Source organism: Pseudomonas sp. B23(2017) (genome assembly GCF_002113725.1).
In the GTDB taxonomy this organism is placed as follows: Bacteria; Pseudomonadota; Gammaproteobacteria; order Pseudomonadales; family Pseudomonadaceae; genus Aquipseudomonas; species Aquipseudomonas putida_Z.
Window position 1 is genome coordinate 179,668 of sequence record NZ_NEJM01000013.1, and the last position, 22,449, is coordinate 202,116.

Below are 22,449 nucleotides of genomic sequence, written 5' to 3' on the forward strand. Positions count from 1 at the left end.
TCTTTATTGGTCGTCGTCACATTTGATGCGAGCCTGGAGATGGGAAATTTGTACACACATATTGTGCGCATGTGTTACTGGCTGCGCCAAATATGGATACTTGTTCGGCGCCGCTGCCGGGCATCGGCAGCGAACGCCGGCTGGGTCAGAACGCGTACACCAACGTGGCCGTGGCGCTACGTGGGCTGCCGTACCAGCCACGTGAGCCGATCGCCGTGTAGTAGGTCTTGTCAAACACGTTATCGAGGTTCAGCGAGACGCTGGTTTGTGGCGTGAAGGCGTATTGCGCCATCAGGTTGACCACGCTGTAGGCGCCTTGGGTGAAGGTCTCGTGGTTGGGGCCTGCGTTTTTCTTATATTCCGTGCCTTGCCAACGCACACCACCGCCCACTTTCAGCTGTGGCAATGACTGCAGGCGGTAGCTGGTGAACAGTTTGAGGGTGTCGCGGGGCACTTCGGTGAGCAGGCGGTCGCCATCCGAGTTCTTGCTCACGGCATAGGTGTAGCTGGCCGATACTTGCCAGTCAGGCAGGATCTCGCCCGCCATTTCCATTTCGAAACCGCGGGTCTTGGTGCCGGACTCGGCCCGGTAGGCCTGGTTGCCGTCCGGCGCCTGGGCGTCGCCGTCCGCCACGGCCAGGTTGTCCTGGTGCACTTCGAACACGCTGAGTGCAGCAGTCAGGCGCTTGTCCCAGAACTCGCTCTTCAGGCCTAGCTCGTAGTTCACGCCCTCCAACGGGTCGATGTAGCTGCCCGATGCAGTCTGTTTGTCTTGCGGGTTGAAGATGGTGGTGTAGCTGGCATAGGCCGACCAGTTGTCGTTGATGTCGTAAACCAGCCCGATGTAAGGGGTAACGACACCGGTTTCGCTTCGCGAGGTGCGTTCGGTCTTGCCGCTTGCCAGCTGCTCTACGGTTTCGTCACGTCGCCAGTCGATCACCCGTGCGCCGGTAATCAGCGACAGGTCATCGGCCAGGCTCCAGCGCACCGAAGCCACCAGGCCATCCTGGGTTTCGTCCAGCGCATTTTCGGTCGTCTTGTTGTGGATGGCGTCAGGTATTGGCAACGAGCCATCCCATTCATGGATGTTGTCGATATCCTGCCTGGTCCACAGATGGTAGCCGTCGTTGCGGTAGTAGGCCCGGTAGTGGCTGAGCCCGACGTACGCCTGGTGCTCGCGCGACAGCACTTCGAACGGGCCCGTAGCCGACAGGTCGAACGAGGTCTGCCGAGGTTCGCCTGCCCAACGGCCAGTCCAGGTCTGGATGCCGCTGCCATCAGGTTTGACGGTGCCGCTGGCGGCGGTGGCAAATACGTCGTCATAGCTTCGGCGACTGTGCTCAGTGTTGAATTTCAGGTGCCAGCCGTTGGCCAGGTCGTGATCCAGGGTGGTGAACAGGGTCTTGGTGCGACGCTTGTGGTAGCTCCATTCCGAGGCCGAGTTGAACGAGCGGGAAGGGCTGAAGTGACTGCCATCGGAGTTGAACATCGGGAAGCCGTGGTTACCGGCGCCGTCGTTGTCCATTTCCTGATACTCCGCCCCCACGGTCAGCATCGTGCTGTCGGTGATGTCCCATTCCAGCACCCCATAGCCCACCTGCCGCTCCAGGGACTGGCGGTCGACGTAGCTCTGGCTGTCGGTGTTCGAGGCCACGAGGCGCCCGCGTACATTGCCGCTTTCCGACAGCTTGCCGGACACGTCCAGCTCGGTGCGGTAGGTGTCCCACGAGCCTGCTTTCAGGGTCAGCTTGCGTTGCGTTTCAAAGGTCGGCTTCTTGCGAATCAGGTTGACGGTCGCACCGGGGTCACCAGTGCCGGACATCAGCCCCGTGGCCCCGCGTACCACCTCGACCCGGTCATACGACACCATGTCGGCAAGGTCGTCGCGAAAGCCAAAGCTGTCAGGCCGGTTGAGGCCGTCGACCTGGATGGTGCCGACCTCGAAACCACGTACGTAGATATGATTGGCGTCGCTGCCGGCCGGCCCCATGCTGTCGACGACCACGCCTGGGGTCTGTTCCAGTACCTGGGCAACATCGTTCAGGTTCTGGTCTTCGATCTGCTGGCGGGTCACCACGCTGATCGACTGTGGTGTCTCGCGTGCCGAGAGGCGCAGCCCGGTTGCCGTATTGGCCGAACCTGTGGTGTAGCTGCCGGTGCCCTCGGTGGTGGCACCCAGCCCCACGCTGGAGACCGTCGTTGCAGCGAGTTCCATCGTGCCATCCTGGCTCGGGCGGGCCAGCATGTAGTGCTTGTCCCCCGCTTGCTGCACCTGCAGGCCACTGCCATGCAGCAGTTGCGCGAGGCCTTGCTCCAGCTCGTAACTGCCCTGCAGTCCCTCACTGCGCTGGCCAGCGATTTCTTCGTTGCTGACGCTGACAGTCACCCCGCTTGCCGTGGCGAACTGATTGATTGCGGCCCCCAGCGGCCCCGCCGGGATGCTGAAGCTGACAGGCACGGCCCAGGCATTGGCACTGGCCAGCAGCGAGCCCGAAAGGCTTGCTACCAGTGCGGCTTGGCGAATGCTGAAAGCGGGGGGAAAAAAGCAGGCGGACATCCATTGGCTCCTTTCGATGGACTATGCAGGCGCAATGATGAGAAGCGTATTGATAATGATAAAGCTTCGCATAAAGGCGGCCGGATAGTTGTCCTTCCTCCTGCAGTTGTCAATCGGTGTGTTGTGTTTTTGCGGGCGGGGGCAAGCGATTACCGGTGCTTGAAGCACCACTTCATGCAGAAAGCCACTCGAGTAAATCAATCTGATTTACAATTGCGTCCCTTTTGCCGAGGCTGACGTTTCGTGGATGCCCTGTCGCTTGTCTATGAGCACCTGACCGATTGGGTGATCACGCCCGTTACCGACCAGTTTCTCGGCATTTTCAATGTGAACGGCCGTTTCGGGGCCTTGTTCCTTTGCATCTCCTATGGCGCAGCCTATGGCCTGTTCCGCTTCAGGAAGCAGCGCGGCCTGAGCGACGCCCAGTCGTTCTGGCAGTTCATCGGTGGCGCCCGGGTACATCTGCATCCCTCGGCGCTGCTGGACTACCGCTACTACTTCGTGCGGGCCATCCTCAAGGTTGCGCTGGTGCTGCCCGTCGTCCATCTGGTCGACCCCTACATCCTGCGCTCCGGCGATTACCTGGCCTTTTTCAGCAACCTCTGGGGCGCGCGCCCGCGCCTGGGCGAGAACCTTGCACTGTCCCTGCTCTACGGGTTGGGGGTGTTCCTGCTCAAGGACTTCATCCATTACTGGGCGCACCGGGCCTTTCACTCCCGCTGGCTCTGGACCTTTCACAAGGTCCATCATTCGGCGCCCGTGCTGGTGCCGGCGACGGCGAGCCGGGTGCATTTCGTGGAAAAGATCGTCGAGAAACTGAGCACCGGCATTTGCATCGGCTTCTACGCCGGATGCTTCTGGTACCTTTGCGGCGGTGAAGTCAGCCGCTACACCCTGTTCGGCGTGACCTACCTGGTGTTCATCTTCAACAGCCTGGCGGCCAACCTGCGGCATAGCCATGTCTGGCTGTCGTTCGGCCCGCAGCTGGAACATGTGTTGAACAGCCCGGCCCAGCACCAGATCCATCACAGTGATGCCCCACGCCATTTCAACCGGAACTTCGGCACCAACCTGTCCCTCTGGGACTGGATGTTCGGTACGCTCTATGTCACCACATCAACGCCTGAAAGCGTCCGCTTCGGCACCGGCGAGCAGGACCACCAGCGTTACCTGACGGTCTATAGCCTGATCGTCACGCCCTTTGTCGAAACAGGCCGCAAGGTCCTGGTGAAATGCCAGCGCAAGGCTGTGCTTGGCGCGTCCGGCAGGGCAGGTCGTTAGCTGATTCCGCTGTTGGCAAATTCGTCGCCAAGAAAGTCCAGTAGTGCCCGCACCGACGGCAGCAAGCCGCGACGGGACGCATAGGCCGCATGGACAACCCCGGTACGGGGCGCCCAGTCCGGCAGCAGATTCACAAGCTTGCCGTCCTCCAGGTCTTCACGCACCACCACGGCGGGCATGTGCACCGCGCCGGCGCCTGCCAGCGCGGCCTGGCGCAGGGCGACAAGGTCGTCGGTGACCATTCGCGGCTGATAGCGCACCTGCGTGCTGGCGCCCTCGGGGCCGTCCAGTTGCCAGTAATATTCGCGCTGTACCGCGCCCCAGTGCAGCGTCGGCAGGGCGGCAATATCGGCGGGGGTCGGCCTTGCCGGCAGGTGCTCGCGCAATGCCGGGGCGCCCACCACATGCTGCCGGCTTTCGCCTAGCACCTTCATCACCAGGTCACTGCTCTCCAGTGGGGGGAAGCGCACCCGCAAAGCGATGTCGATGCCTTCCTGGATCAGGTCCACCTGGCGGTTGGTGCTCTGCACATGCAACGCCACCAGCGGGTACCGCACCATGAATCGCGCCAGCATCGGGCCGACCCAGAAGTTCAGCAGCGCCGTGGGACAGCTCAGGTTCACCACCCCGCGCGGCTCGGCGCGGTGCTGCTCGACGGCCTCGGTGGCCGCCGCCGCTTCCACCAGCATCGCCACACAGTGCCGGTAGAACACCTGGCCGATCTCGGTCACCGAGAAGTGCCGCGTCGAACGCTGGATCAGCCGCACGCCCAGGCGCTCTTCCAGCCCGGCGATTCGCCGGCTCAGCTTCGACTTGGGTTCACCCAGTGCGCGGCCGGCCGGGTTGAAACCGCCGTGCTCCACCACCTGGGCGAAATAGTAGAGGTCGTTGAGGTCTTCCATTTCAGTGTTCCTCTGGCAGAACACTGATAGTAATTTTTGCCAACTACCGAGGCAATTGTTCCATCCGTATCGTGACCTCCATAACAGAGCGGACGTTTCGGGCAGATGGCCCGTTATGTCACACCCCGGACTCAGGCGTCGCCTGGTCCGGATGAACGCCCGCGCAGGAGGCGCGGGTTTCCCGGCCCGGATGCCCTGTCAGGAGAACCGACATGACCAACTTCTCGCAGATTGCCAACTTCAACGGCCAGCGCCCGGTGATCGACCCCGACGACACCGCCATGCTGCTCATCGACCACCAGAGCGGCCTGTTCCAGACGGTCAAGGACATGCCCATGACCGAACTGCGCAACAACGCCATCACCCTTGCCAGGATCGCCACTTTGGCGAAGATCCCGGTGATCACTACCGCCTCGGTGCCGCAGGGCCCCAACGGCCCGCTGATCCCAGAGATCCACGAGGCTGCGCCCCATGCGCAGTACGTGGCGCGCAAGGGTGAGATCAACGCCTGGGACAACCCCGAATTTGTCGCCGCCGTGGAGGCCACCGGCAAGAAGACCCTGGTCATCGCCGGCACCATCACCAGCGTGTGCATGGCCTTCCCGGCGATCGCAGCGGTAAACGCCGGTTACCGGGTGTTCGCGGTGATCGACGCCTCCGGCACCTATTCCAAGGCCGCCCAGGAAATCACCCTGGCCCGCGTCGTCCAGGCCGGCGTGGTGCCTATGGATACCGCTGCAGTCGCCTCGGAAATCCAGCGCACCTGGAACCGCCCGGACGCCGCGCAATGGGCCGAGGCCTATAGCCTGATCTTCCCGCACTACCGCCTGCTGATCGAAAGCTACGCCAAGGCCCAGCAGGTAGTGACGGAGCACGAAGTGCTCGATTCGCAACGTTGATGACTTCCGGCCCGGTGGTCTGCTGCCGGGCTGTTCTTTACTGCCCGCTTCTCCCCAGGGCTACCGGGCGCGCGTCCCGTTGCGAACGACTGACCGCTCAGGCGGGGAACTGGGGTATCCAGTGCCTGGCAATCTCTTCGCGCCGGCAGACCCACACCCCGTCGTGGCCCTGCACGTAATCGAGAAAGCGCGCCAGCGCCATCGCACGACCAGGATGGCCACTGATCCGTCCATGCAGGCCCACGCTCATCATCTTCGGGTGGTGCGCGCCCTCCTGCCACAACAGGTCGAAAGCATCCTTTAGCAGCCGGAAGAAGTCTTCACCGCTTGGCCTGTGCTGGCGCGTACTCTGTGGGAGCGGCTTTAGCCGCGAAGAATCCAACGCGGTGCATGGCACCGGCTGCGCCGGTGTTCGCGGCTAAAGCCGCTCCCACAGGTTCCCTGCTAATGCAATGAGTTATGTGCTGCTCTATGAGAGCCCGCCCGGCGCCGTGGCGCTGAGCAGCGCCGGATTTCGTGTATTTGAATGCCTGAGCGAGGTGTTCCCTGGGTAGGTTTTACCCGCGAACTGGGCAGTCGGGGCTAGTCATGAAAGCGTTGGTTACACAGCTCTGCGCTACGGTGCGGACGATGGGTTCATAATGCATGCTTTTTCGAGTTTCGCAGGCTACGGCGCCAATTATTGCTCCGGCCAGGTCATCCGGTTGATCAGCATTCACTAACGAGTACTCAGATAATGAAAATTCTTGCCGAAGGGGTCACCGGTAAAGCGCTTTGCGAACACTGCCAGGTAGTGGTGCCTACGTACTATGCCCGTCGTGATGTACCGTTCAGCGATGGTCAAGGGGTGGTCAAGGATATCCTGGTGGGTGTGTGTTTCCGTTGCGATGGCGTGGTCGCCCTTACACCTCAATCTATGCCAGCCATCCGAGAGTCACGCCGTCGTTTCGGATAATCGCGGTCAATTGTTATCGCGCCATTCTTTCGCCAGTCGAGCCAGATACTGCATGGTCGAAATATCCCGGGCTTTGGTGTGCGCATCCGGCCATAAAAAGGCCAGTATCAGATAGCGATCTTCATACAACTCGCCCTGGACGTAGATGAGTGCTGCGTCATCACCCGGCCGTCCCATCTTGCAAACTCTGTCATGCTGAGGAACGTTTTTGGGGAATAGGGCAGGCGGGATGCAGATATGGATGTGCATCAGACAAGCCTGAAACGCAAGTGGCGGCTGCGTGTAAGGTACGTCCCGCCCGAATATCGAGGGGATGAGTTGGCGCCTGGATTCGATGTAGCGTAGGAATTCGCTTTTCAACACTTCCGACAAGCCGGGATGTTTCGCATCGACAGGAAGGAAGAACTCTTCAAACGTTTCGGGATGAAATGAAACCTCGGCTGGCATTGGTCACCTTACGCCAGTCGGTTGAGCTTGCGGGTAGTGTGATCGGCAAGATCGCGAAGGCCAGGAGCACTCAGTGCGCTCTGGAACTCATCCGGCGTGAGGAAGAACTGCTGGTAGATCCCATCGATGACAACCATTTTGCTGCGTACCTTGGCCACTGCTCGGCACAGGTTCTGGTGCTCATCGTAAAGAGCGGTTGGCACGTTTGCCGCTTGCAGTCCGCCCTCCAACTGCCTTACCGCTTTGAGCAACTCAGCATTCTTGAGGTATTTGGTCTGGTCGAAGGTATCCGATTTCATGAGTGCAACAACACGCCTCGAATAGATCGACTCCAGGACCAGCCAGCCATGAGTCAGCTCAGCGATTACCCTGCGCAGGTCAGGGGAAGAGGGGGGGGTAGCGCTGGCTTCACGAACCTCAACGGCACGTGATTGAAGTGAGAGAGTTGTGTAATCACCCACCAATGCGAGCGCGGCGACGATGAGCGCCGGTGCTGCTGCTTTGACTGGCATGAATACCTCCATTTGCTGCTCGGATTTTGCTGCGATTACTGAAAACTTGGGGGCAATTATCGGCGTTGAAGCCTGATAGTCAATTGCTGCCAAGTCTGGAAATTGTAAGCCTAAAAAACGTTGAGCGTATGGTTCTGGTGCGTCGGTGCGAGCTGGTCCTACAAGACCGAATCAGTTTTTTCCCCTTCCTCGTAGTCCATTTCTGAATCATCTTTTTCAAGCCGTTTCACCATTGCGATGGAAACCTGAGCCCCCTAGTCTCGCCCTGTCGTTGCAAATTCAACGACCGGGTCTGCAAGCCCGATGCTTGGTTTGGTCTCAGTTTGCTGTTGGCTTCGTTCAACGGTGGCTGCGTGCGGGTGGTCTTCGGGCCAGCCGGGAATCGACCTCCAAGCCCGGTCTTGCAGGCCCGCATGTAGCCGCCACCCTATCATCTGCAAGTGATCTGGCGACGGTCCGACTTGTTATTGTCTGGAGGCTGTCATGCTGAAACTCGTTCCCGATCAACCTTTCTCCACTGAGTCACCCCATCACCTGGAAGACACCCTGATCCAGGCCACGGAATACGTACTCTGCGCCTTGTCCGTAGGCCATCACGCGATAGCCTCGCTCCCCAAGTCTCCCGCCACGATCATGACCCTGGCGGTCATGCATGAAATGGAGGCTGTGCGCACGCTGCTGGAGTCGGCGATTGCGCAGGTGCAGCTTCGGGCCGGGCAGCCGGTGCATACATTGCACTGATGAGCTGATTTTCAAATTTTGCCAGCCTGGGCGGTGTGGTTTTCCTGCCAGGGACTGCAACCGGGAAATCGCACTGGCCGGCAGATTCAAAAGAGGGTTTCAGATGGACAAGGAATTGGATGACGACACCGGCACACTGGGCCTGACCGTAGGCGCGGCCACGTTCCTGGATGGTGTGCTGGACGGCAGGAAACTGTTCCGCGTAGAACCGGGAAACTGCTGCGACCATGCCATCGAACAAGCGTCGGTATTGATGGATTGCTCTCGGCGAGCATCGTTTATCGGGGTTATGGACAACGAACCGGTGCTGGTCTGGGCTTCGCACTTTCTCTGCGACATGGCCAAGGCGCTGATGGATGACGCGCATATGGGCATGCGCAAGAACCGCTGACCTGCCCCCGGGGCGGCGATGTTGTGCAGGCAACAGCGATCCAGCAGCTTGTTCGACCGCATGCAGCCAACATCGCCGCCAGTTTCAGCTAACCAATTGAAATAAAAACACTTTAAAGCCTGGCATGTTTGCTGCTCCTGCCTCCTTGAACCCGAGGATCACCAAGGAGCCTTACCATGAGCCAAGCCCCGATCAAGTTCGCCTACTGGGTCCCCAACGTCAGTGGTGGCCTGGTGGTCAGCACCATCGAACAGCGCACCAGTTGGGACATCGACTACAACCGCAAGCTCGCGCAAATCGCCGAACAGGCTGGTTTCGACTACGCCCTGTCGCAAATCCGTTTCACCGCCGGCTACGGCGCCGACAACCAGCACGAGTCGGTCACTATCAGCCACGCGCTGCTTGCTGCCACGGAAAAGCTCAAGGTCATCGCCGCCATTCTGCCAGGCCCGTGGAACCCGGCGCTGGCGGCCAAGCAGCTGGCGAGCATCGACCAGTTCACCAATGGCCGCATCGCCATCAACGTGGTCTCGGGCTGGTTCAAGGGCGAGTTCCACGCCATCGGCGAACCCTGGCTGGACCACGACGAACGCTATCGCCGTTCCGAGGAATTCATCCGCGCGCTGAAGGGCATCTGGACCCAGGACAACTTCACCTTCAACGGCGACTTCTATCGCTTTCGCGACTACAACCTCAAACCCAAGCCGCTGCAGCAGCCGCACCCGGAGATTTTCCAGGGCGGCAGCTCGCGTGCCGCACGGGACATGGCGGCGCGCGTGTCGGACTGGTACTTCACCAACGGCAACAGCGTGGAAGGGATCAAGGCGCAGGTCGACGATATCCGCGCCAAGGCGGCGGCCAACGGCCATTCGGTAAAGGTTGGAGTCAATGCCTTCATCATCGCCCGCGACACCGAAGAGCAGGCGCGTGCGGTGCTGCAGGAGATCATCGACAAGGCCAACCCCGAGGCGGTGCGGGCGTTTGGCCAGGAAGTGAAGCATGCCGGTTCTGCCAGCCCGGAGGGCGAGGGCAACTGGGCCAGGTCCAGCTTCGAAGACCTGGTGCAGTACAACGATGGCTTCAAGACCAACCTGATCGGTACACCACGGCAGATTGCCGAGCGCATCGTTGCGCTGAAGGCGGTGGGTGTGGATCTGATCTTGTCCGGGTTCCTGCACTTCCAGGAGGAAGTAGCGTACTTCGGCGAACATGTGCTGCCGCTGGTGCGTGAACTGGAGGCCGGGCGCAGCGTGGACAAGGCGGTGGCCTGAAGCCGGTGCCATGCACCGCGTTGGATTCTTCGCGGCTAAAGCCGCACACAGGGTACGCGGACCGCTTGCGAACTCAGTTCTCCAAGCGACAGCGCAGCAGACTGCATAAGGCCAGAAACAACCCGCGTCGGTTTCAGGATGCGCCTGGTCGTTCGCACGCAACCCCCCAGCGCCACAAGTGCCATGCTTGCAGGATGCCTCGGACCAGCGCGCGCAGACGTGCGGCCGCAGGCAAGGAGGCCGCTGGCACCACGCAACCGTGACGTGGTCGGCGCGCCGCAGCAGAACACGCCGGATACCTGCCCTTACAACAATTCAGGCAGGGTCCGTGATGCCGAGGTCCGCTGTATGCCTGATGAATTGCTCCACCTGCCTGTGATCCACCGCATTCTGGCCCGTGACAAGGATACCCCCGGCGCGCTGTTGCCGATCCTGCATGCCATCCAGCACGACATCGGCTACATCCCCGATGCCGCTGTCGCCGAAATTGCCCATGCCCTGAACCTCAGCCTGGCCGAGGTGCGTGGGGTGATCAGCTTCTACCACGATTTCCGCACCACGCCACCGGCGCGCCACACCCTGCGCCTGTGCCGCGCCGAGTCGTGCCAGAGCCGGGGCGCCGAGGCGCTGGCCGCGCAACTGCGCGAACAGCTGGCGCTGGACGACCACGGCACCAGCGCCGACGGCACCATCAGCCTGCGCCCGGTGTACTGCCTGGGCGCCTGTGCCTGCTCGCCAGCGCTGGAACTGGACGGCCAGGTGCATGCGCGCCTTACCCCTGACCGCCTGCGCGCGCTGGTCAACGCTTGCCGGGAGGACGCAGCATGCTGAAGCTGTACATCCCCTGCGATTCGGTAGCCCGTGCCGTGGGCGCCGACCAGGTCGCCGATGCCTTGCAACGTGAGGCCGAACGCCGCCAGCTGCCGCTGGACATCCAGCGCACCAGTTCCCGCGGGCTGTACTGGCTGGAACCGCTGCTGGAGTGCGACAGCGCGCAAGGCCGCCTGGGTTTCGGCCCGGTCACCCCGGAAGACGTGCCGTCCTTGCTCGACGCCTTGACCGGTGAGCCCGGTGAACCTGGTGGCCACTCGCTGGCCCTGGGACCGGTCGAGGACATCCCTTACCTCAAGACCCAGCAGCGCCTGCTGTTCGCCCGCGCCGGCATCACCCGCCCATTGTCGCTGGACGACTACCGTGCCCATGGCGGTTTCGCCGGCCTTGAAGCGGCCGTGGCCCTGGACGGTGCCGAGGTGGTCGCCGCCGTGCTCGATTCCGGCCTGCGCGGCCGCGGCGGTGCGGCGTTCCCGGCCGGCATCAAGTGGCGCACCGTGCGTGACGCCGGGGCCGGGCAGAAGTACGTGGTGTGCAACGCCGACGAGGGTGACTCCGGTACCTTCGCCGACCGCATGCTGATGGAAGGCGACCCGTTCCTGCTGATCGAAGGCATGATCATTGCCGGCCTCGCCGTGGGTGCCGACAAGGGCTACATCTATGTGCGCTCGGAATACCCCGACGCCATCCGCGTGCTCGACCAGGCCTTCGCCATCGCCCGTGACGCCGGCTACCTCGGCAGCGACGTGGCCGGCAGCGGCCAGGCTTTCGACCTGGAAGTGCGGGTCGGCGCCGGCGCCTATATCTGCGGCGAAGAAACCGCGCTGCTCGAATCCATCGAAGGCAAGCGCGGCATCGTCCGCGCCAAGCCTCCGCTACCCGCGCTGCAGGGCCTGTTCGGCCTGCCGACGCTGGTGCACAACGTGCTCACCCTGGCCTCGGTACCCATCATCATGGCCAAGGGCGCGGCGTTCTACCGCGACTTCGGCATGGGCCGCTCGCTGGGTACCATGCCGTTCCAGCTGGCCGGCAACATCCGCCAGGGCGGCCTGGTGGAGCGCGCCTTCGGCCTGACCCTGCGCGAGCTGGTGGAAGGCTATGGCGGCGGCACGGCCAGCGGCCGGCCGCTGAAGGCCGCGCAGGTGGGTGGCCCGCTCGGTGCCTGGGTACCGCCCAGCCACTTCGACACGCCGCTGGACTATGAAGCCTTCGCCGCCATGGGCGCGATGCTCGGCCATGGTGGTGTGGTAGTGGCCGACGACACCCTGAACATGGCCAGCATGGCGCGCTTCGCCTTGCAGTTCTGTGCCGAGGAGTCCTGTGGCAAGTGCACCCCGTGCCGCATCGGCTCGACCCGCGGCATGGAAGTGGTCGACCGGCTGATAGCCACCAGCGACATGACCGAACGGCATGACCAGGCCCTGTTGCTGCGCGACCTGTGCGACACCATGCAATACGGCTCGCTGTGCGCCATGGGCGGCATGACCGCCTATCCGGTGGCCAGCGCGCTGAAGTACTTCCCCGCCGATTTCGGGCTGACCCACACGGAGGCCGCGCAGTGATCAATTTCTTCGACCCCGCTTCTGATAAAAGCAGCGACCTCGGCACCCCGGCCCGTGACAGCGAGGTACAGGTCAGCCTGAGCATCGATGGCCGTGCCATCACTGTGCCCGCCGGTACCTCGGTGATGCGTGCCGCGGCCATGCTCGGCACCAGCATTCCCAAACTGTGCGCCACCGACAGCCTCGAAGCCTTCGGCTCGTGCCGCATGTGCATGGTGGAAATCGAAGGCATGCGCGGCTACCCGGCGTCCTGCACCACCCCGGTCAGCGAAGGCATGGTGGTGCACACCGAAACCCCGCGCCTGGCCGGCCTGCGCCGCAACGTGATGGAGCTGTACATCTCCGACCACCCGCTGGACTGCCTGACCTGTTCGGCCAACGGCAACTGCGAGCTGCAGACCGTGGCCGGCCAGGTGGGCCTGCGCGAGGTGCGCTACGGCTACGACGGCGCCAACCACCTGGCCGAGAAAAAGGACGTATCCAACCCGTATTTCGACTACGAGCCGAGCAAGTGCATCGTCTGCAGCCGCTGTGTGCGCGCCTGCGAGGATATCCAGGGCACCTTCGCCCTGACCATCACCGGGCGCGGCTTCGAATCGCGGGTGGCGGCGGCGGGTGGTGAGAACTTCCTCGCCTCCGAGTGCGTGTCGTGCGGCGCCTGCGTGCAGGCCTGCCCGACCGCGACTCTGACGGAAAAGAGCCTGGTACAGCTGGGCCAACCCGAGCGTGCGGTCATCACCACCTGCGCCTATTGCGGCGTCGGCTGCTCGTTCCGCGCCGAAATGAAGGGCGACCAGCTGGTGCGCATGGTCCCGGACAAGAACGGCGGCGCCAACCACGGCCACGCCTGCGTCAAGGGCCGCTTCGCCTGGGGCTACGCCACCCACCCGGACCGCATCACCAAGCCGATGATCCGCAAGCGCCTGGAAGACCCATGGCAGGAAGTCAGCTGGGACGAGGCGGTGACCTACGCCGCCAGCGAGTTCCGCCGCATCCAGCTGAAGTACGGTCGCGATTCCATCGGCGGCATCACCTCCAGCCGCTGCACCAACGAAGAAGCCTACCTGGTGCAGAAACTGGTGCGCACGGCGTTCGGCAACAACAACGTCGACACCTGCGCGCGGGTATGCCATTCGCCCACCGGCTATGGCCTGAAGCAGACCCTTGGTGAATCGGCCGGTACGCAAAGCTTCGACTCGGTGATGCAGGCCGACGTGGTGCTGGTGATTGGCGCCAACCCCACCGACGCCCACCCGGTATTCGGCTCGCAGCTCAAGCGCCGCCTGCGCCAGGGTGCGCGGCTGATCGTGATCGACCCGCGGCGCATCGACCTGGTCGATTCGCCGCACGCCCGCGCCGAGCTGCACCTGCAACTGCGCCCCGGTACCAATGTGGCCATGCTCAACGCCCTGGCCCACGTGATCGTCACCGAAGGCCTGCTGGCCCAGCGCTTCATCGATGCCCGCTGCGAAACCGAAGATTTCGCCCGCTGGCGCGATTTCGTCAGCCTGGCGGAAAACGCCCCCGAAGTGCTTGGCCCGGTCTGCGGCGTGCCTGCCGAGCAGATCCGCGCCGCCGCCCGGCTGTACGCCACCGGCGGCAACGCGGCGATCTACTACGGCCTGGGCGTGACCGAGCACAGCCAAGGCAGCACCGCGGTGATGGGCATCGCCAACCTGGCCATGGCCACCGGCAACATCGGCCGCGAAGGGGTAGGGGTGAACCCGCTGCGCGGGCAGAACAACGTGCAGGGCTCGTGCGACATGGGTTCGTTCCCTCACGAATTGCCCGGCTACCGGCACATTTCCAACGAGGGCGTGCGCGCCGAGTTCGAGCGTGCCTGGGGCGTGACCCTGCAGCCGGACCCGGGCCTGCGCATCCCCAACATGTTCGAAGCGGCGCTGGACGGCAGCTTCAAGGCCTTGTACTGCCAGGGCGAGGACATTGCCCAGAGCGACCCCAACACCCAGCACGTCACCGCGGCCCTGCTGGCCATGGAGTGCGTGGTGGTGCAGGACATCTTCCTCAACGAAACAGCCAAGTTCGCCCATGTGTTCCTGCCGGGCAGCTCGTTCCTGGAGAAGGACGGCACCTTCACCAACGCCGAGCGGCGCATCTCGCGGGTGCGCAAGGTCATGGAGCCGCTGGCCGGCAAGGCCGACTGGGAGGCGACCGTGGCCCTGGCCAATGCCCTGGGCTACCCGATGAACTACCGCCACCCGTCCGAGATCATGGACGAGATCGCCCGCCTGACGCCCACCTTCCACCGCGTCAGCTACGCCGAGATCGACCGCCACGGCAGCCTGCAGTGGCCGTGCAACGACGCAGCGCCGGATGGCACGCCGACCATGCACATCGACCAGTTCGTACGTGGCAAGGGGCGCTTCATGCTTACCGGCTACGTGCCCACCGAGGAGAAGGTCAACAACCGCTACCCGCTGCTGCTGACCACCGGGCGCATTCTCAGCCAGTACAACGTCGGTGCCCAGACCCGGCGTACCGGCAACGTCGCCTGGCATGACGCCGACCGCCTGGAAATCCACCCGACCGACGCCGAAAGCCGTGGCATCCAGGACGGTGACTGGGTCGGCATCGGCAGCCGCGCCGGGCAGACGGTGCTGCGCGCCAAGGTCAGCGCGCGGGTGGCGCCGGGGGTGGTGTACACCACGTTCCACTTCCCCGAGTCGGGGGCCAACGTGATTACCACCGACAACTCCGACTGGGCCACCAACTGCCCTGAGTACAAGGTGACGGCGGTGGAGGTGGTGAAAGTGTTCCAGCCTTCGCAGTGGCAGAAGCGCTACCAGGACTTCAGTGACGAGCAGCGGCGCTTGCTGAAGGAGCGCCGTATTGCGGAAAAAGCCGAGGTACGCCGATGAGCAGTGAAAACCTGGTCAAGATGGCCAATCAGATTGCCCATTACTTCGACAGCGAGCCAGACCGGGCGCTGGCAGTGCAAGGGGTACGGCAGCATCTGCAGAGCTTCTGGACGCCGGCGATGCGCCGGCAGCTGGCGCAATGGATCGAGGCCAATGCAGGGGAGGGGCTGGACCCGAAGGTACAGGAAGCGTTGGCCTGACTGGCTCAAGTTCCAAGACGCGCGCGGTCCTTGTAGGAGCGGCCTTGTGTCGCGAAAGGGCTGCGTAGCAGCCCCAGCGATTCCTGCGTAGACGCCAGGATCCTGGGGCCGCTTTGCGGCCCTTTCGCGACACAAGGCCGCTCCTACATGGCGCGCGTCACTTTTAGCCGCGGGCCAGTTCCGCCTGGTGGGCGATTGCTTCCTCGCTCTTGAGCACCAGCACATCCCCTTCCAGCGAATCCAGCACCACCTCCGAGGTATTACCAATCAACGCCCCGGAAATCCCCGTGCGGCACACCGTGCCGATCACCGTCACCACGGCATCCAGCTTCTTCTCGGTATGCGGTATCAGCACATCCGCCGGCCCTTCGGCCACATGCAAGCGGTCTTCGCTGATGTCGTACTCTGCCTGGAATGCCTTGCACGCCTCGCGGTAGCGCTTTTCGATGGTCTCGCTCAGCTGGTACACCGGGTCCGACGCCGACAGCATCGGCGACGGATGGGCGCTGATGACGTGCAACTCGCCCTTGGCCAGCCCAGCAATGGCATAGCCATGGTCGATGATGCTGGCATGCAGGCGGCGGTGGTCCTCGTCCTGGTTGCCCACGTCCACCGCGGCCAGGACCTTGCCGCCGGTCCACGGCCGCTCGCTCTTGACCATCAGCACGGCACACGGGCACTGGCGCAGCAGCTTCCAGTCGCTGGGGGTGAGCAGGGCCTTTTTCAGCGGGTTGTCCGGGCGGTGTTCCTTGATCACCAGCTCGCAGCCCTCGGCCTGCTGCACGTAGATGATGGTGTCGTGCAGGTTGTCGCGCCAGGCCTCTTCATGGGTGACGTTGTCGTACCCGTCATCATGCAACTGGCTGCTCAGCAGGCTCAGCAGCGCGCTGTGGTCATGCCTTTTGTCGCACATCAGCAGGTGCAGGCGCGCGCCGGTGACACCGGCGATCAGCTTGGCCCGGGTCAGCGCCCGGCTGTGGGCGTGCTCGGGGTCGAGGACGACGAGGATGCTGCGGACGGCTTGCATGGGCGTTAACTCCCTTCAAAGGTGGCGACCAATGCCTGACTATAGTCGGCGCTTCCCCCGCTGGCGCTTGATGTACATCAAGCATAGTCACTGGCGCCGCCCGCCGCCGCCGGTATAATCGCCGGCCCTGCCTGTTCTTTGTGGTTGCACGCTCATGTCCCTGATCCCCGAAATCGACGCCTTTCTTGGTTGCCCGACACCAGACGCCTGGATCGAAGCGGCGCTCGCCGACCAGGAAACCCTGCTGATCGACCACAAGAATTGCGAATTCAAGGCAGCCAGCACCGCCCTGAGCCTGATCGCCAAGTACAACACCCACCTCGACCTGATCAACATGATGTCGCGCCTGGCCCGCGAGGAGCTGGTGCACCATGAGCAGGTGCTGCGCCTGATGAAGCGTCGCGGCGTGCCGCTGCGCCCGGTGTCGGCGGGGCGTTATGCGTCGGGGCTGCGGCGCCTGGTGCGCGCCCACGAGCCGGTCAAGCTGGTGGATACGCTGGTGGTGGGGGCGTTCATCGAGGCGCGCAGCTGCGAGCGCTTTGCCGCGCTGGTACCGCACCTGGACGAGGAGCTGGGCCGCTTCTACCACGGCCTGCTGAAGAGCGAAGCGCGCCACTACCAGGGTTACCTGAAATTGGCGCACAACTACGGCGATGAGGCAGACATCGCCCGCCGGGTGGAACTGGTGCGCGCAGCGGAGGTGGACCTGATCCAGTCACCGGACCAGGAGCTGCGTTTCCACAGCGGTATCCCGATGGCGCAGGCCGCCTGATTCGCACCAGGCGGCCCAGGCGTCAGTGACGGCGGCCCAGCAGCAGGCCGACCACCAGCCCGAGGCCTGCGGAAATGGCCACGGTCTGCCACGGGTGGCCGCCGATGTAGTCCTGGGTAGCCTCCACCACCGGTTGCGCCTTGCTACGCACCTTGTCGGCGGCATGGCGCGCCTGGCGTAGCTTGAGGCTTACCTGCGCGCGCAGGGTTTCTGCCTCGTCACCCACCAGGGCGGCGCTGTCGTTCAGCAGCCTTTCCGATTCTTCGATCAGCGCCTGCAGTTCGCTGAATACCTGGTCCTTGATCTGATCGCTGTCGGCCAGCGCGGCGTTTTTCCGGGCCATGAACTCGTCCTCGTCGATGGTGTGGTTTGAACAATGGATGCCGGCGCGTCGGGAAAGTTGCGGCGGCTTTGGGCTGTTGCAGTACCTGGGTGTAAGATAGCGGCCATTTTCAAACCTGCAGGTACCTTCATGAGTTTCAATCTGGCCAACATGAGCTTCGAGGAACGGGCGCAGATCGAGGCAGAGAAGGCCCGGCTGTTCGAGCTGTGGCAGAACAACCTGGGCAAGGCCAAGGGCGAAGCGGCGCGGCTGATCGCCGAAAAACCACGGCGCAAAGGCAAATGGGCCGAGTGGGTGCGCGCCGAGCTGGATGGCATGTCGCCGCCCGAATACGCCAACATGGTGCGCAGCGAAGTCAACAAACTGATGGCCGCAGCCAGCGCCAACCGCTGATCACACCCCGCCAGGCGCCTACCAGTAGGCGCCCTTGGGCAGGTCCAGCTTGCCCTCGTCGGTAAAGCGCACGGTCCCCAGCAGCCCGCCGGCCAGCTTGCCGCGCAGCACATAGGGCAGGCCCTGCAACGAGTCCACCCGGCCCAGCCCATAGGCCTGGCGCAGGAAGGAAAACGCCGTGATGCTCACCGGCACCACGACCACCGCTTCGCCATAACGGCCGATGTGCCCCTGCTGGTCGCTGACCCCGGCGGCCAGCGGCTGGCCGTTCACTTCCAGGTTGATGGCGATGCCGTTGTAGTCGATCGGCGCCTCGTTGGGGTTTTGTACCCGCATCTTCACCGCCATGCGCAGTTCCAGCTCCTGCCCGGGCAGCGGCTCGATACCGATCACGCTGATATTGACCGGGTCGTGTGCCTGGAACAGCGCACAGGCCCCCAGGCCGCAGGCCAGCAGCAGGACCAGGAACAGGCGGGCGTAGCGGTGCAGACGGGCAGCCATGGGGTGCGACCTTGCCAGAGTGGGCGAATGGGCAGTGTGGCAAATACGCGTCGGCGTTGAAAGTCTCCGCCCAGATGAAAGATACTGTTTCTCATTAACGCCCGATAACTTCTCCTACTGGCCGTTCCCAAACCCATGCTGACCTCTCCCGCGCCGGGCCTGCTGGCAAGTTTCCAGGAGCACTACGACGACCTGCTGCAGTTCCTGACCCGGCGCATGAGCGACCGTCAGCGCGCTGCCGACGTCGCGCAGGAAACCTACCTGAGGCTGGTGAACATTGACCAGCAGGCGGTGCCGGTGCTGCACGCGCGCAGTTTCATCTTCCGCGTGGCCGGCAACCTGGCGATCGATGCCTTGCGCCGTGAGCAGCGCATTGCCGCCAGCCACGACGACAGCGAGCGGGCAAGTGAGGTGGCCTGCCCGGCGCCGGCACCCGAAGCGGCCTTGCTGGCCCGGGAGCGCCTGCAGATCCTCGATCAGGCGCTGCTGCAGCTGTCCGACAATGCCCGCCAGGCACTGTTGCTAAACCGCGTCGATGGCCTGACCCAGGCGCAGATCGCGCAACGCCTGGGGGTTTCCGAAAGCATGGTGGCGAAGTACATCGGCCAGGCCCTGCGCCATTGCCGCAACTGGCTCAAACAGGCGGGCGTGGCTGCGGCGCTGGTGTTGGCCGTTGCTGTGGCGGGTTGGCAGCAGGCGCCGGTGCTGCTGGCGGATTACCACACCGGGGTGGGTGAGCGGCAGGTGGTGACCCTGGCCGATGGCACGCGGGTGACGCTGAACAGCGCCACTGCCCTGAGCGTGGTATTCAGCGACCGTGAGCGGCGGGTGGTGCTGGAGTCTGGTGAGGCCTTGTTCGAGACCACCGATGATTCACGGCCCTTTGTGGTCGACACGGCCGGTGAGCGGGTGCAAGGAAGTGCGGCTACCTTCAGCGTGCGTCGCGATGGCCGCGTGGTATTGGCACACGGCGAAGCCAAGGTTGGCGAGCATGAACTGGCAGTAGCGGCCGATGCCGGCACGCAGATGGCCTGGCAGCGCGGCAAGCTGATCTTCAACGGCAAGCCGCTGGGGCAGGTGCTGGCGGAGCTCGAGCGTTACCGGCATGGGCGGATCGTGTTGTCCGATAGCAAGCTGGCGGCGATGGAGGTCAGCGGGGTGTTCGACCTCGATGAGCCGGAGGCCCTGTTGCGGACCCTTGAGCAGCGCTATGGGCTGAAGGTGACCTACCTGCCGTGGTTGGCCGTGGTTCATTGATTCGCCTGTGCCGGCCTCTTCGCGGCTGAAGCCGCTCCCACAGGTACTGCACAGGTCTGGAAGGCTGTGGAGATCCCTGTAGGAGCGGCTTTAGCCGCGAAGAGGCCGGCACAGGAAAAATTTTTTATTTTGCACTGCAAGTTCCTGCCAGCCAGATCGTCGTAGTGGGACTGATCAGCAACCAATTCTCATTTACGACTTGTCAGGAAGCTCATTCGTGCCTCTGATGCTCAAGCCCTTGCACCGCCGCCGCGGTCCGCTTCACCATGCCCTGATGTCCTGCAGTGCCCTGGCCATGCTGGTCGGCCCGCTGCAGGCGTTTGCCTCGACCGCCACCGAACAGGCCCAGACCCAGGCCCGCCTGGTCCAGCTCGACCTGCCGGCCCAGCCGCTGGACCAGGCCCTGACCACCTTCGCCGACCAGGCCGGCCTGCACCTGCTGTACACCACTGGCGATGTCGCCGGCCAAGCCAGCCCGGCCTTGCAGGGCAGCTACAGCATCGAGCAGGCCCTGCAGCAGTTGCTGGCCGGCAGCGGCATGAGCTGGCACTTCAGCGATGCCCGCACGGTGACCCTGCGCAAGGCCGACGCCGCGCCGCAGGCGGTCAACCTCAAGCCGATCGAGGTCAGCGTGGCCTCGCGCACCAGCACCGCGATCAGCGAAATCCCCGGCACCGTGTGGGTGGTCGACCAGCAGCAGCTGCGCGAGCAGATCGACAGCGGCGTCAGCCTGAAGGAAGCCATCGGCAAGCTGGTGCCAGGCCTCGACCTGGCACCGGAAGGGCGCACCAACTACGGCCAGAACATGCGCGGGCGCAACGTGCTGGTGATGATCGACGGGGTCAGCCAGAACAGCTCGCGCGGCCTGTCGCGCCAGTTCGACAGCATTTCGCCGTTCAACGTCGAGCGCGTCGAAGTGCTGTCTGGCGCCAGTGCCATCTACGGCGGCGGCGCCACCGGCGGCATCATCAACATCGTGACCAAGAAGGGCGAACCCGGCCCGGCGCGCTTCGAGACCCAGCTCGGCGCCAGCAGCGGTTTCAACAACAGCGACGATCTGGCCACCCGCTTCGCCCAGTCGATCAGTGGCGGCAACGAGCGGTTCAATGCCCGCCTGGGGGTTTCCGGCGAGCAGAACGAAGCCTTCTACGATGGCGCCGGCGACCAGATCTTCATCGACAACACCCAGACCGACCTGCAGTACAACCGCACCATCGACGTGCTCGGCACCTTGGGGATGCAACTGAACGACCAGCAGAGCCTCGACCTGTTGGCCCAGTACTATGACTCGGGCAACCACGGCAGCACCGGCATCTACTTCCCCAACCTGAACCACAACGCCCCATCCGACCTTGAAGACGCCGAGCTGCGCAGCGGCTACTCGTCGGACCTGGAGCCGCGCACCCGGCGCCTGCTGCTGAACGCCAACTACCACCACACCGACGTGCTGGGCCAGGACTTCTACCTGCAGGCCTCGTACCGCAAGGAAGACGACAACTTCTACCCGTTCCCGTACTACAACCGCGCCACGCCCACCGGCTCGCGCGGGGTGTACTTCGCCGCCTCGCAGCAGAACTTCGAAGTCACCAGCCTCAAGGGCCTGTTCGCCAAGCAGTGGGACGCGCTGAAGCTGACCTACGGCGTTGACCTGGACCGCGAGCGCTTCAATGCCGAACAGACCACCTTCAACGCCCAGACGTCGTCCGAGTCGGGTGGCCTGGAGCTGGAAAAGGAAAGCAAGGCCGCACGCTACCCCAGCTACCGGGTCGATGGCGTGTCGGTGTACGCCCAGCTGGACTGGCATGCCACCGATAACCTGACCCTGTCCGGCGGCGCCCGGCGCCAGCAGATGGACGTGGACGTCAGCGACTTCAAGGGTGTGCCGGGTGGCAGCAACGATTACCAGGTCAACCTGTTCAACGTCGGTGCCATCTACGACTACAAGAATGGCCACCAGGTATGGACCAACTACGGCGAAGGCTTCGACCTGCCCGACCCGGCCAAGTACTACGGCAAGCCCGGCCTGAGCGTGGCCGACAACCCGCTGGCCGGCATCAAGAGCCGCCAGGTGGAGCTTGGCTGGCGCTATGCAGACCTGGACTGGGATGCCCAGGCGGCGCTGTATTACATCTGGTCGGACAAGATCATCAACGTCGACTCGCAGACCCTGACCATCAACGTGGAAGAGCAGAAAAGCCGCGACTTTGGTTTTGAGGGCGCTCTGACCCGGCACTTCCAGACCGGCTGGGAAGCGGGTGGAACCCTGCACCTGACCCGCTCCGAGGAAGAGGATGTCGATGGTGGCTGGATCAAGCGCGATGCCCGCTATGCCTCGTTGTCCAAGGCTACAGCGTTCGTCGGCTGGAAGGGCGATGGCCGCAGTGCACGGCTGCAGGCCAACCATGCCTTCAGCCTGAAGGACGATGCCGACCACGAGATCGATGGTTATACCACCTTCGACCTGCTGGGCAGCCAGGACACCGGCTTCGGCACCTTCAGCGCCGGCATCCAGAACCTGCTGGACAAGCAGTACAGCACGGTCTGGGGGCAGCGTGCGACGCTGTTCTACTCGCCGACCTACGGGCCGGCTTACCTGTATGACTACCAAGGGCGCGGGCGTACCTACACCCTGACCTGGAGCATGGCTTACTGACCCTGCGCGGTTCTGTGGGAGCGGCCTTGTGTCGCGAAAGGGGTGCGAAGCGCCCCCAGGACTTCAGCTCTGCAG

Annotated in this window: 20 protein-coding genes and 1 pseudogene; 13 read left to right on the top strand and 8 right to left on the bottom strand. The window is 63.6% G+C overall.

Annotated elements, in window-relative coordinates:
- Positions 1-145 precede the first annotated feature (145 nt).
- Entirely contained in the window at positions 146-2,557 is a 2,412-nt protein-coding gene (locus CAG46_RS20340) for a TonB-dependent receptor (RefSeq protein WP_085617253.1), read from the bottom strand.
- A gap of 243 nt (positions 2,558-2,800) precedes the next feature.
- On the opposite strand from CAG46_RS20340, the gene CAG46_RS20345 reads away from it, so the two are divergent.
- The gene (locus CAG46_RS20345; RefSeq protein WP_085617255.1) at positions 2,801-3,838 is read left to right on the top strand and encodes a sterol desaturase family protein; all 1,038 of its coding nucleotides are present in this window, start codon (positions 2,801-2,803) and stop codon (positions 3,836-3,838) included.
- Here CAG46_RS20345 and CAG46_RS20350 read toward each other — a convergent pair.
- A complete protein-coding gene (locus tag CAG46_RS20350; protein ID WP_085617257.1) occupies positions 3,835-4,740 on the bottom strand; it encodes a LysR family transcriptional regulator in 906 nt (301 codons plus the stop codon). The two genes, CAG46_RS20345 and CAG46_RS20350, sit on opposite strands and share 4 nt — an antisense overlap.
- A gap of 212 nt (positions 4,741-4,952) precedes the next feature.
- Here CAG46_RS20350 and CAG46_RS20355 point away from each other — a divergent pair, with 212 nt between their 5' ends.
- Positions 4,953-5,639, top strand: a complete 687-nt coding sequence (locus CAG46_RS20355; RefSeq protein ID WP_085617259.1) for a hydrolase — start codon at positions 4,953-4,955, stop codon at positions 5,637-5,639.
- A gap of 97 nt (positions 5,640-5,736) precedes the next feature.
- On the opposite strand, the pseudogene CAG46_RS20360 reads toward CAG46_RS20355, so the two are convergent.
- The 3 genes and pseudogenes from CAG46_RS20360 to CAG46_RS20375 all read right to left on the bottom strand — a co-directional run.
- Positions 5,737-5,967 (bottom strand): annotated as a pseudogene (locus CAG46_RS20360) (chitin deacetylase); the annotation flags it as partial.
- Between the two features lie 633 nt (positions 5,968-6,600).
- On the bottom strand, positions 6,601-7,041 hold the full coding sequence (locus CAG46_RS20370) for a type II toxin-antitoxin system YafO family toxin (RefSeq protein ID WP_085617261.1): 441 nt from the start codon (positions 7,039-7,041) through the stop codon (positions 6,601-6,603).
- Positions 7,042-7,049: 8 nt separating this feature from the next.
- Positions 7,050-7,553 carry a hypothetical protein gene (locus CAG46_RS20375; RefSeq protein ID WP_085617263.1) on the bottom strand — a complete coding sequence of 168 codons (504 nt, stop codon included), beginning with the start codon at positions 7,551-7,553 and terminating at the stop codon, positions 7,050-7,052.
- Between the two features lie 483 nt (positions 7,554-8,036).
- On the opposite strand from CAG46_RS20375, the gene CAG46_RS20380 reads away from it, so the two are divergent.
- The 7 genes from CAG46_RS20380 to CAG46_RS20410 all read left to right on the top strand — a co-directional run bounded on the left by CAG46_RS20380 (position 8,037) and on the right by CAG46_RS20410 (position 15,428).
- Positions 8,037-8,294 carry a hypothetical protein gene (locus CAG46_RS20380; protein WP_085617265.1) on the top strand — a complete coding sequence of 86 codons (258 nt, stop codon included), beginning with the start codon at positions 8,037-8,039 and terminating at the stop codon, positions 8,292-8,294.
- 103 nt (positions 8,295-8,397) lie between these two features.
- Entirely contained in the window at positions 8,398-8,685 is a 288-nt protein-coding gene (locus CAG46_RS20385; protein ID WP_085617267.1) for a DUF3077 domain-containing protein, read from the top strand.
- Between the two features lie 176 nt (positions 8,686-8,861).
- Positions 8,862-9,956, top strand: coding sequence for a dimethylsulfone monooxygenase SfnG (gene sfnG, locus CAG46_RS20390; protein ID WP_085617269.1), 1,095 nt, complete (start codon positions 8,862-8,864; stop codon positions 9,954-9,956).
- Positions 9,957-10,304: 348 nt separating this feature from the next.
- Positions 10,305-10,787: a formate dehydrogenase subunit gamma gene (locus tag CAG46_RS20395; protein WP_085617289.1), complete on the top strand. Its 483-nt coding sequence runs from the start codon at positions 10,305-10,307 to the stop codon at positions 10,785-10,787.
- The gene (locus CAG46_RS20400) at positions 10,781-12,349 is read left to right on the top strand and encodes an NADH-quinone oxidoreductase subunit NuoF (protein WP_085617271.1); all 1,569 of its coding nucleotides are present in this window, start codon (positions 10,781-10,783) and stop codon (positions 12,347-12,349) included. The genes CAG46_RS20395 and CAG46_RS20400 overlap by 7 nt, the downstream gene beginning before the upstream one ends.
- Positions 12,346-15,228 (top strand): formate dehydrogenase subunit alpha, encoded by a 2,883-nt coding sequence (gene fdhF, locus CAG46_RS20405; RefSeq protein WP_025338352.1) that lies wholly within the window; start codon positions 12,346-12,348, stop codon positions 15,226-15,228. Before CAG46_RS20400 ends, fdhF begins: the two co-directional genes overlap by 4 nt.
- The gene (locus CAG46_RS20410) at positions 15,225-15,428 is read left to right on the top strand and encodes a formate dehydrogenase subunit delta (protein WP_015269628.1); all 204 of its coding nucleotides are present in this window, start codon (positions 15,225-15,227) and stop codon (positions 15,426-15,428) included. Before fdhF ends, CAG46_RS20410 begins: the two co-directional genes overlap by 4 nt.
- A 163-nt stretch (positions 15,429-15,591) precedes the next feature.
- Here CAG46_RS20410 and CAG46_RS20415 read toward each other — a convergent pair whose 3' ends face one another.
- Positions 15,592-16,455: a universal stress protein gene (locus CAG46_RS20415; RefSeq protein WP_085617273.1), complete on the bottom strand. Its 864-nt coding sequence runs from the start codon at positions 16,453-16,455 to the stop codon at positions 15,592-15,594.
- 154 nt (positions 16,456-16,609) lie between these two features.
- Here CAG46_RS20415 and CAG46_RS20420 point away from each other — a divergent pair, with 154 nt between their 5' ends.
- Positions 16,610-17,227, top strand: coding sequence for a tRNA-(ms[2]io[6]A)-hydroxylase (locus CAG46_RS20420; RefSeq protein ID WP_085617275.1), 618 nt, complete (start codon positions 16,610-16,612; stop codon positions 17,225-17,227).
- A gap of 22 nt (positions 17,228-17,249) precedes the next feature.
- Here the strand turns inward: CAG46_RS20420 and CAG46_RS20425 are convergent, their stop codons facing one another.
- Positions 17,250-17,570, bottom strand: a complete 321-nt coding sequence (locus CAG46_RS20425; RefSeq protein ID WP_025338355.1) for a YqjD family protein — start codon at positions 17,568-17,570, stop codon at positions 17,250-17,252.
- Positions 17,571-17,699: 129 nt separating this feature from the next.
- Here CAG46_RS20425 and CAG46_RS20430 point away from each other — a divergent pair, with 129 nt between their 5' ends.
- Positions 17,700-17,963 carry a hypothetical protein gene (locus tag CAG46_RS20430; protein ID WP_025338356.1) on the top strand — a complete coding sequence of 88 codons (264 nt, stop codon included), beginning with the start codon at positions 17,700-17,702 and terminating at the stop codon, positions 17,961-17,963.
- Between the two features lie 18 nt (positions 17,964-17,981).
- Here the strand turns inward: CAG46_RS20430 and CAG46_RS20435 are convergent, their stop codons facing one another.
- The gene (locus CAG46_RS20435) at positions 17,982-18,464 is read right to left on the bottom strand and encodes an LEA type 2 family protein (protein ID WP_075044241.1); all 483 of its coding nucleotides are present in this window, start codon (positions 18,462-18,464) and stop codon (positions 17,982-17,984) included.
- Between the two features lie 135 nt (positions 18,465-18,599).
- On the opposite strand from CAG46_RS20435, the gene CAG46_RS20440 reads away from it, so the two are divergent.
- Both CAG46_RS20440 and CAG46_RS20445 read left to right on the top strand, forming a co-directional pair.
- Entirely contained in the window at positions 18,600-19,721 is a 1,122-nt protein-coding gene (locus CAG46_RS20440; RefSeq protein ID WP_085617277.1) for a sigma-70 family RNA polymerase sigma factor, read from the top strand.
- Positions 19,722-19,947: 226 nt separating this feature from the next.
- Complete coding sequence (locus CAG46_RS20445; RefSeq protein ID WP_085617279.1) at positions 19,948-22,374, top strand: TonB-dependent receptor; 2,427 nt, start codon at positions 19,948-19,950, stop codon at positions 22,372-22,374.
- The last annotated feature ends 75 nt before the right edge of the window (positions 22,375-22,449 follow it).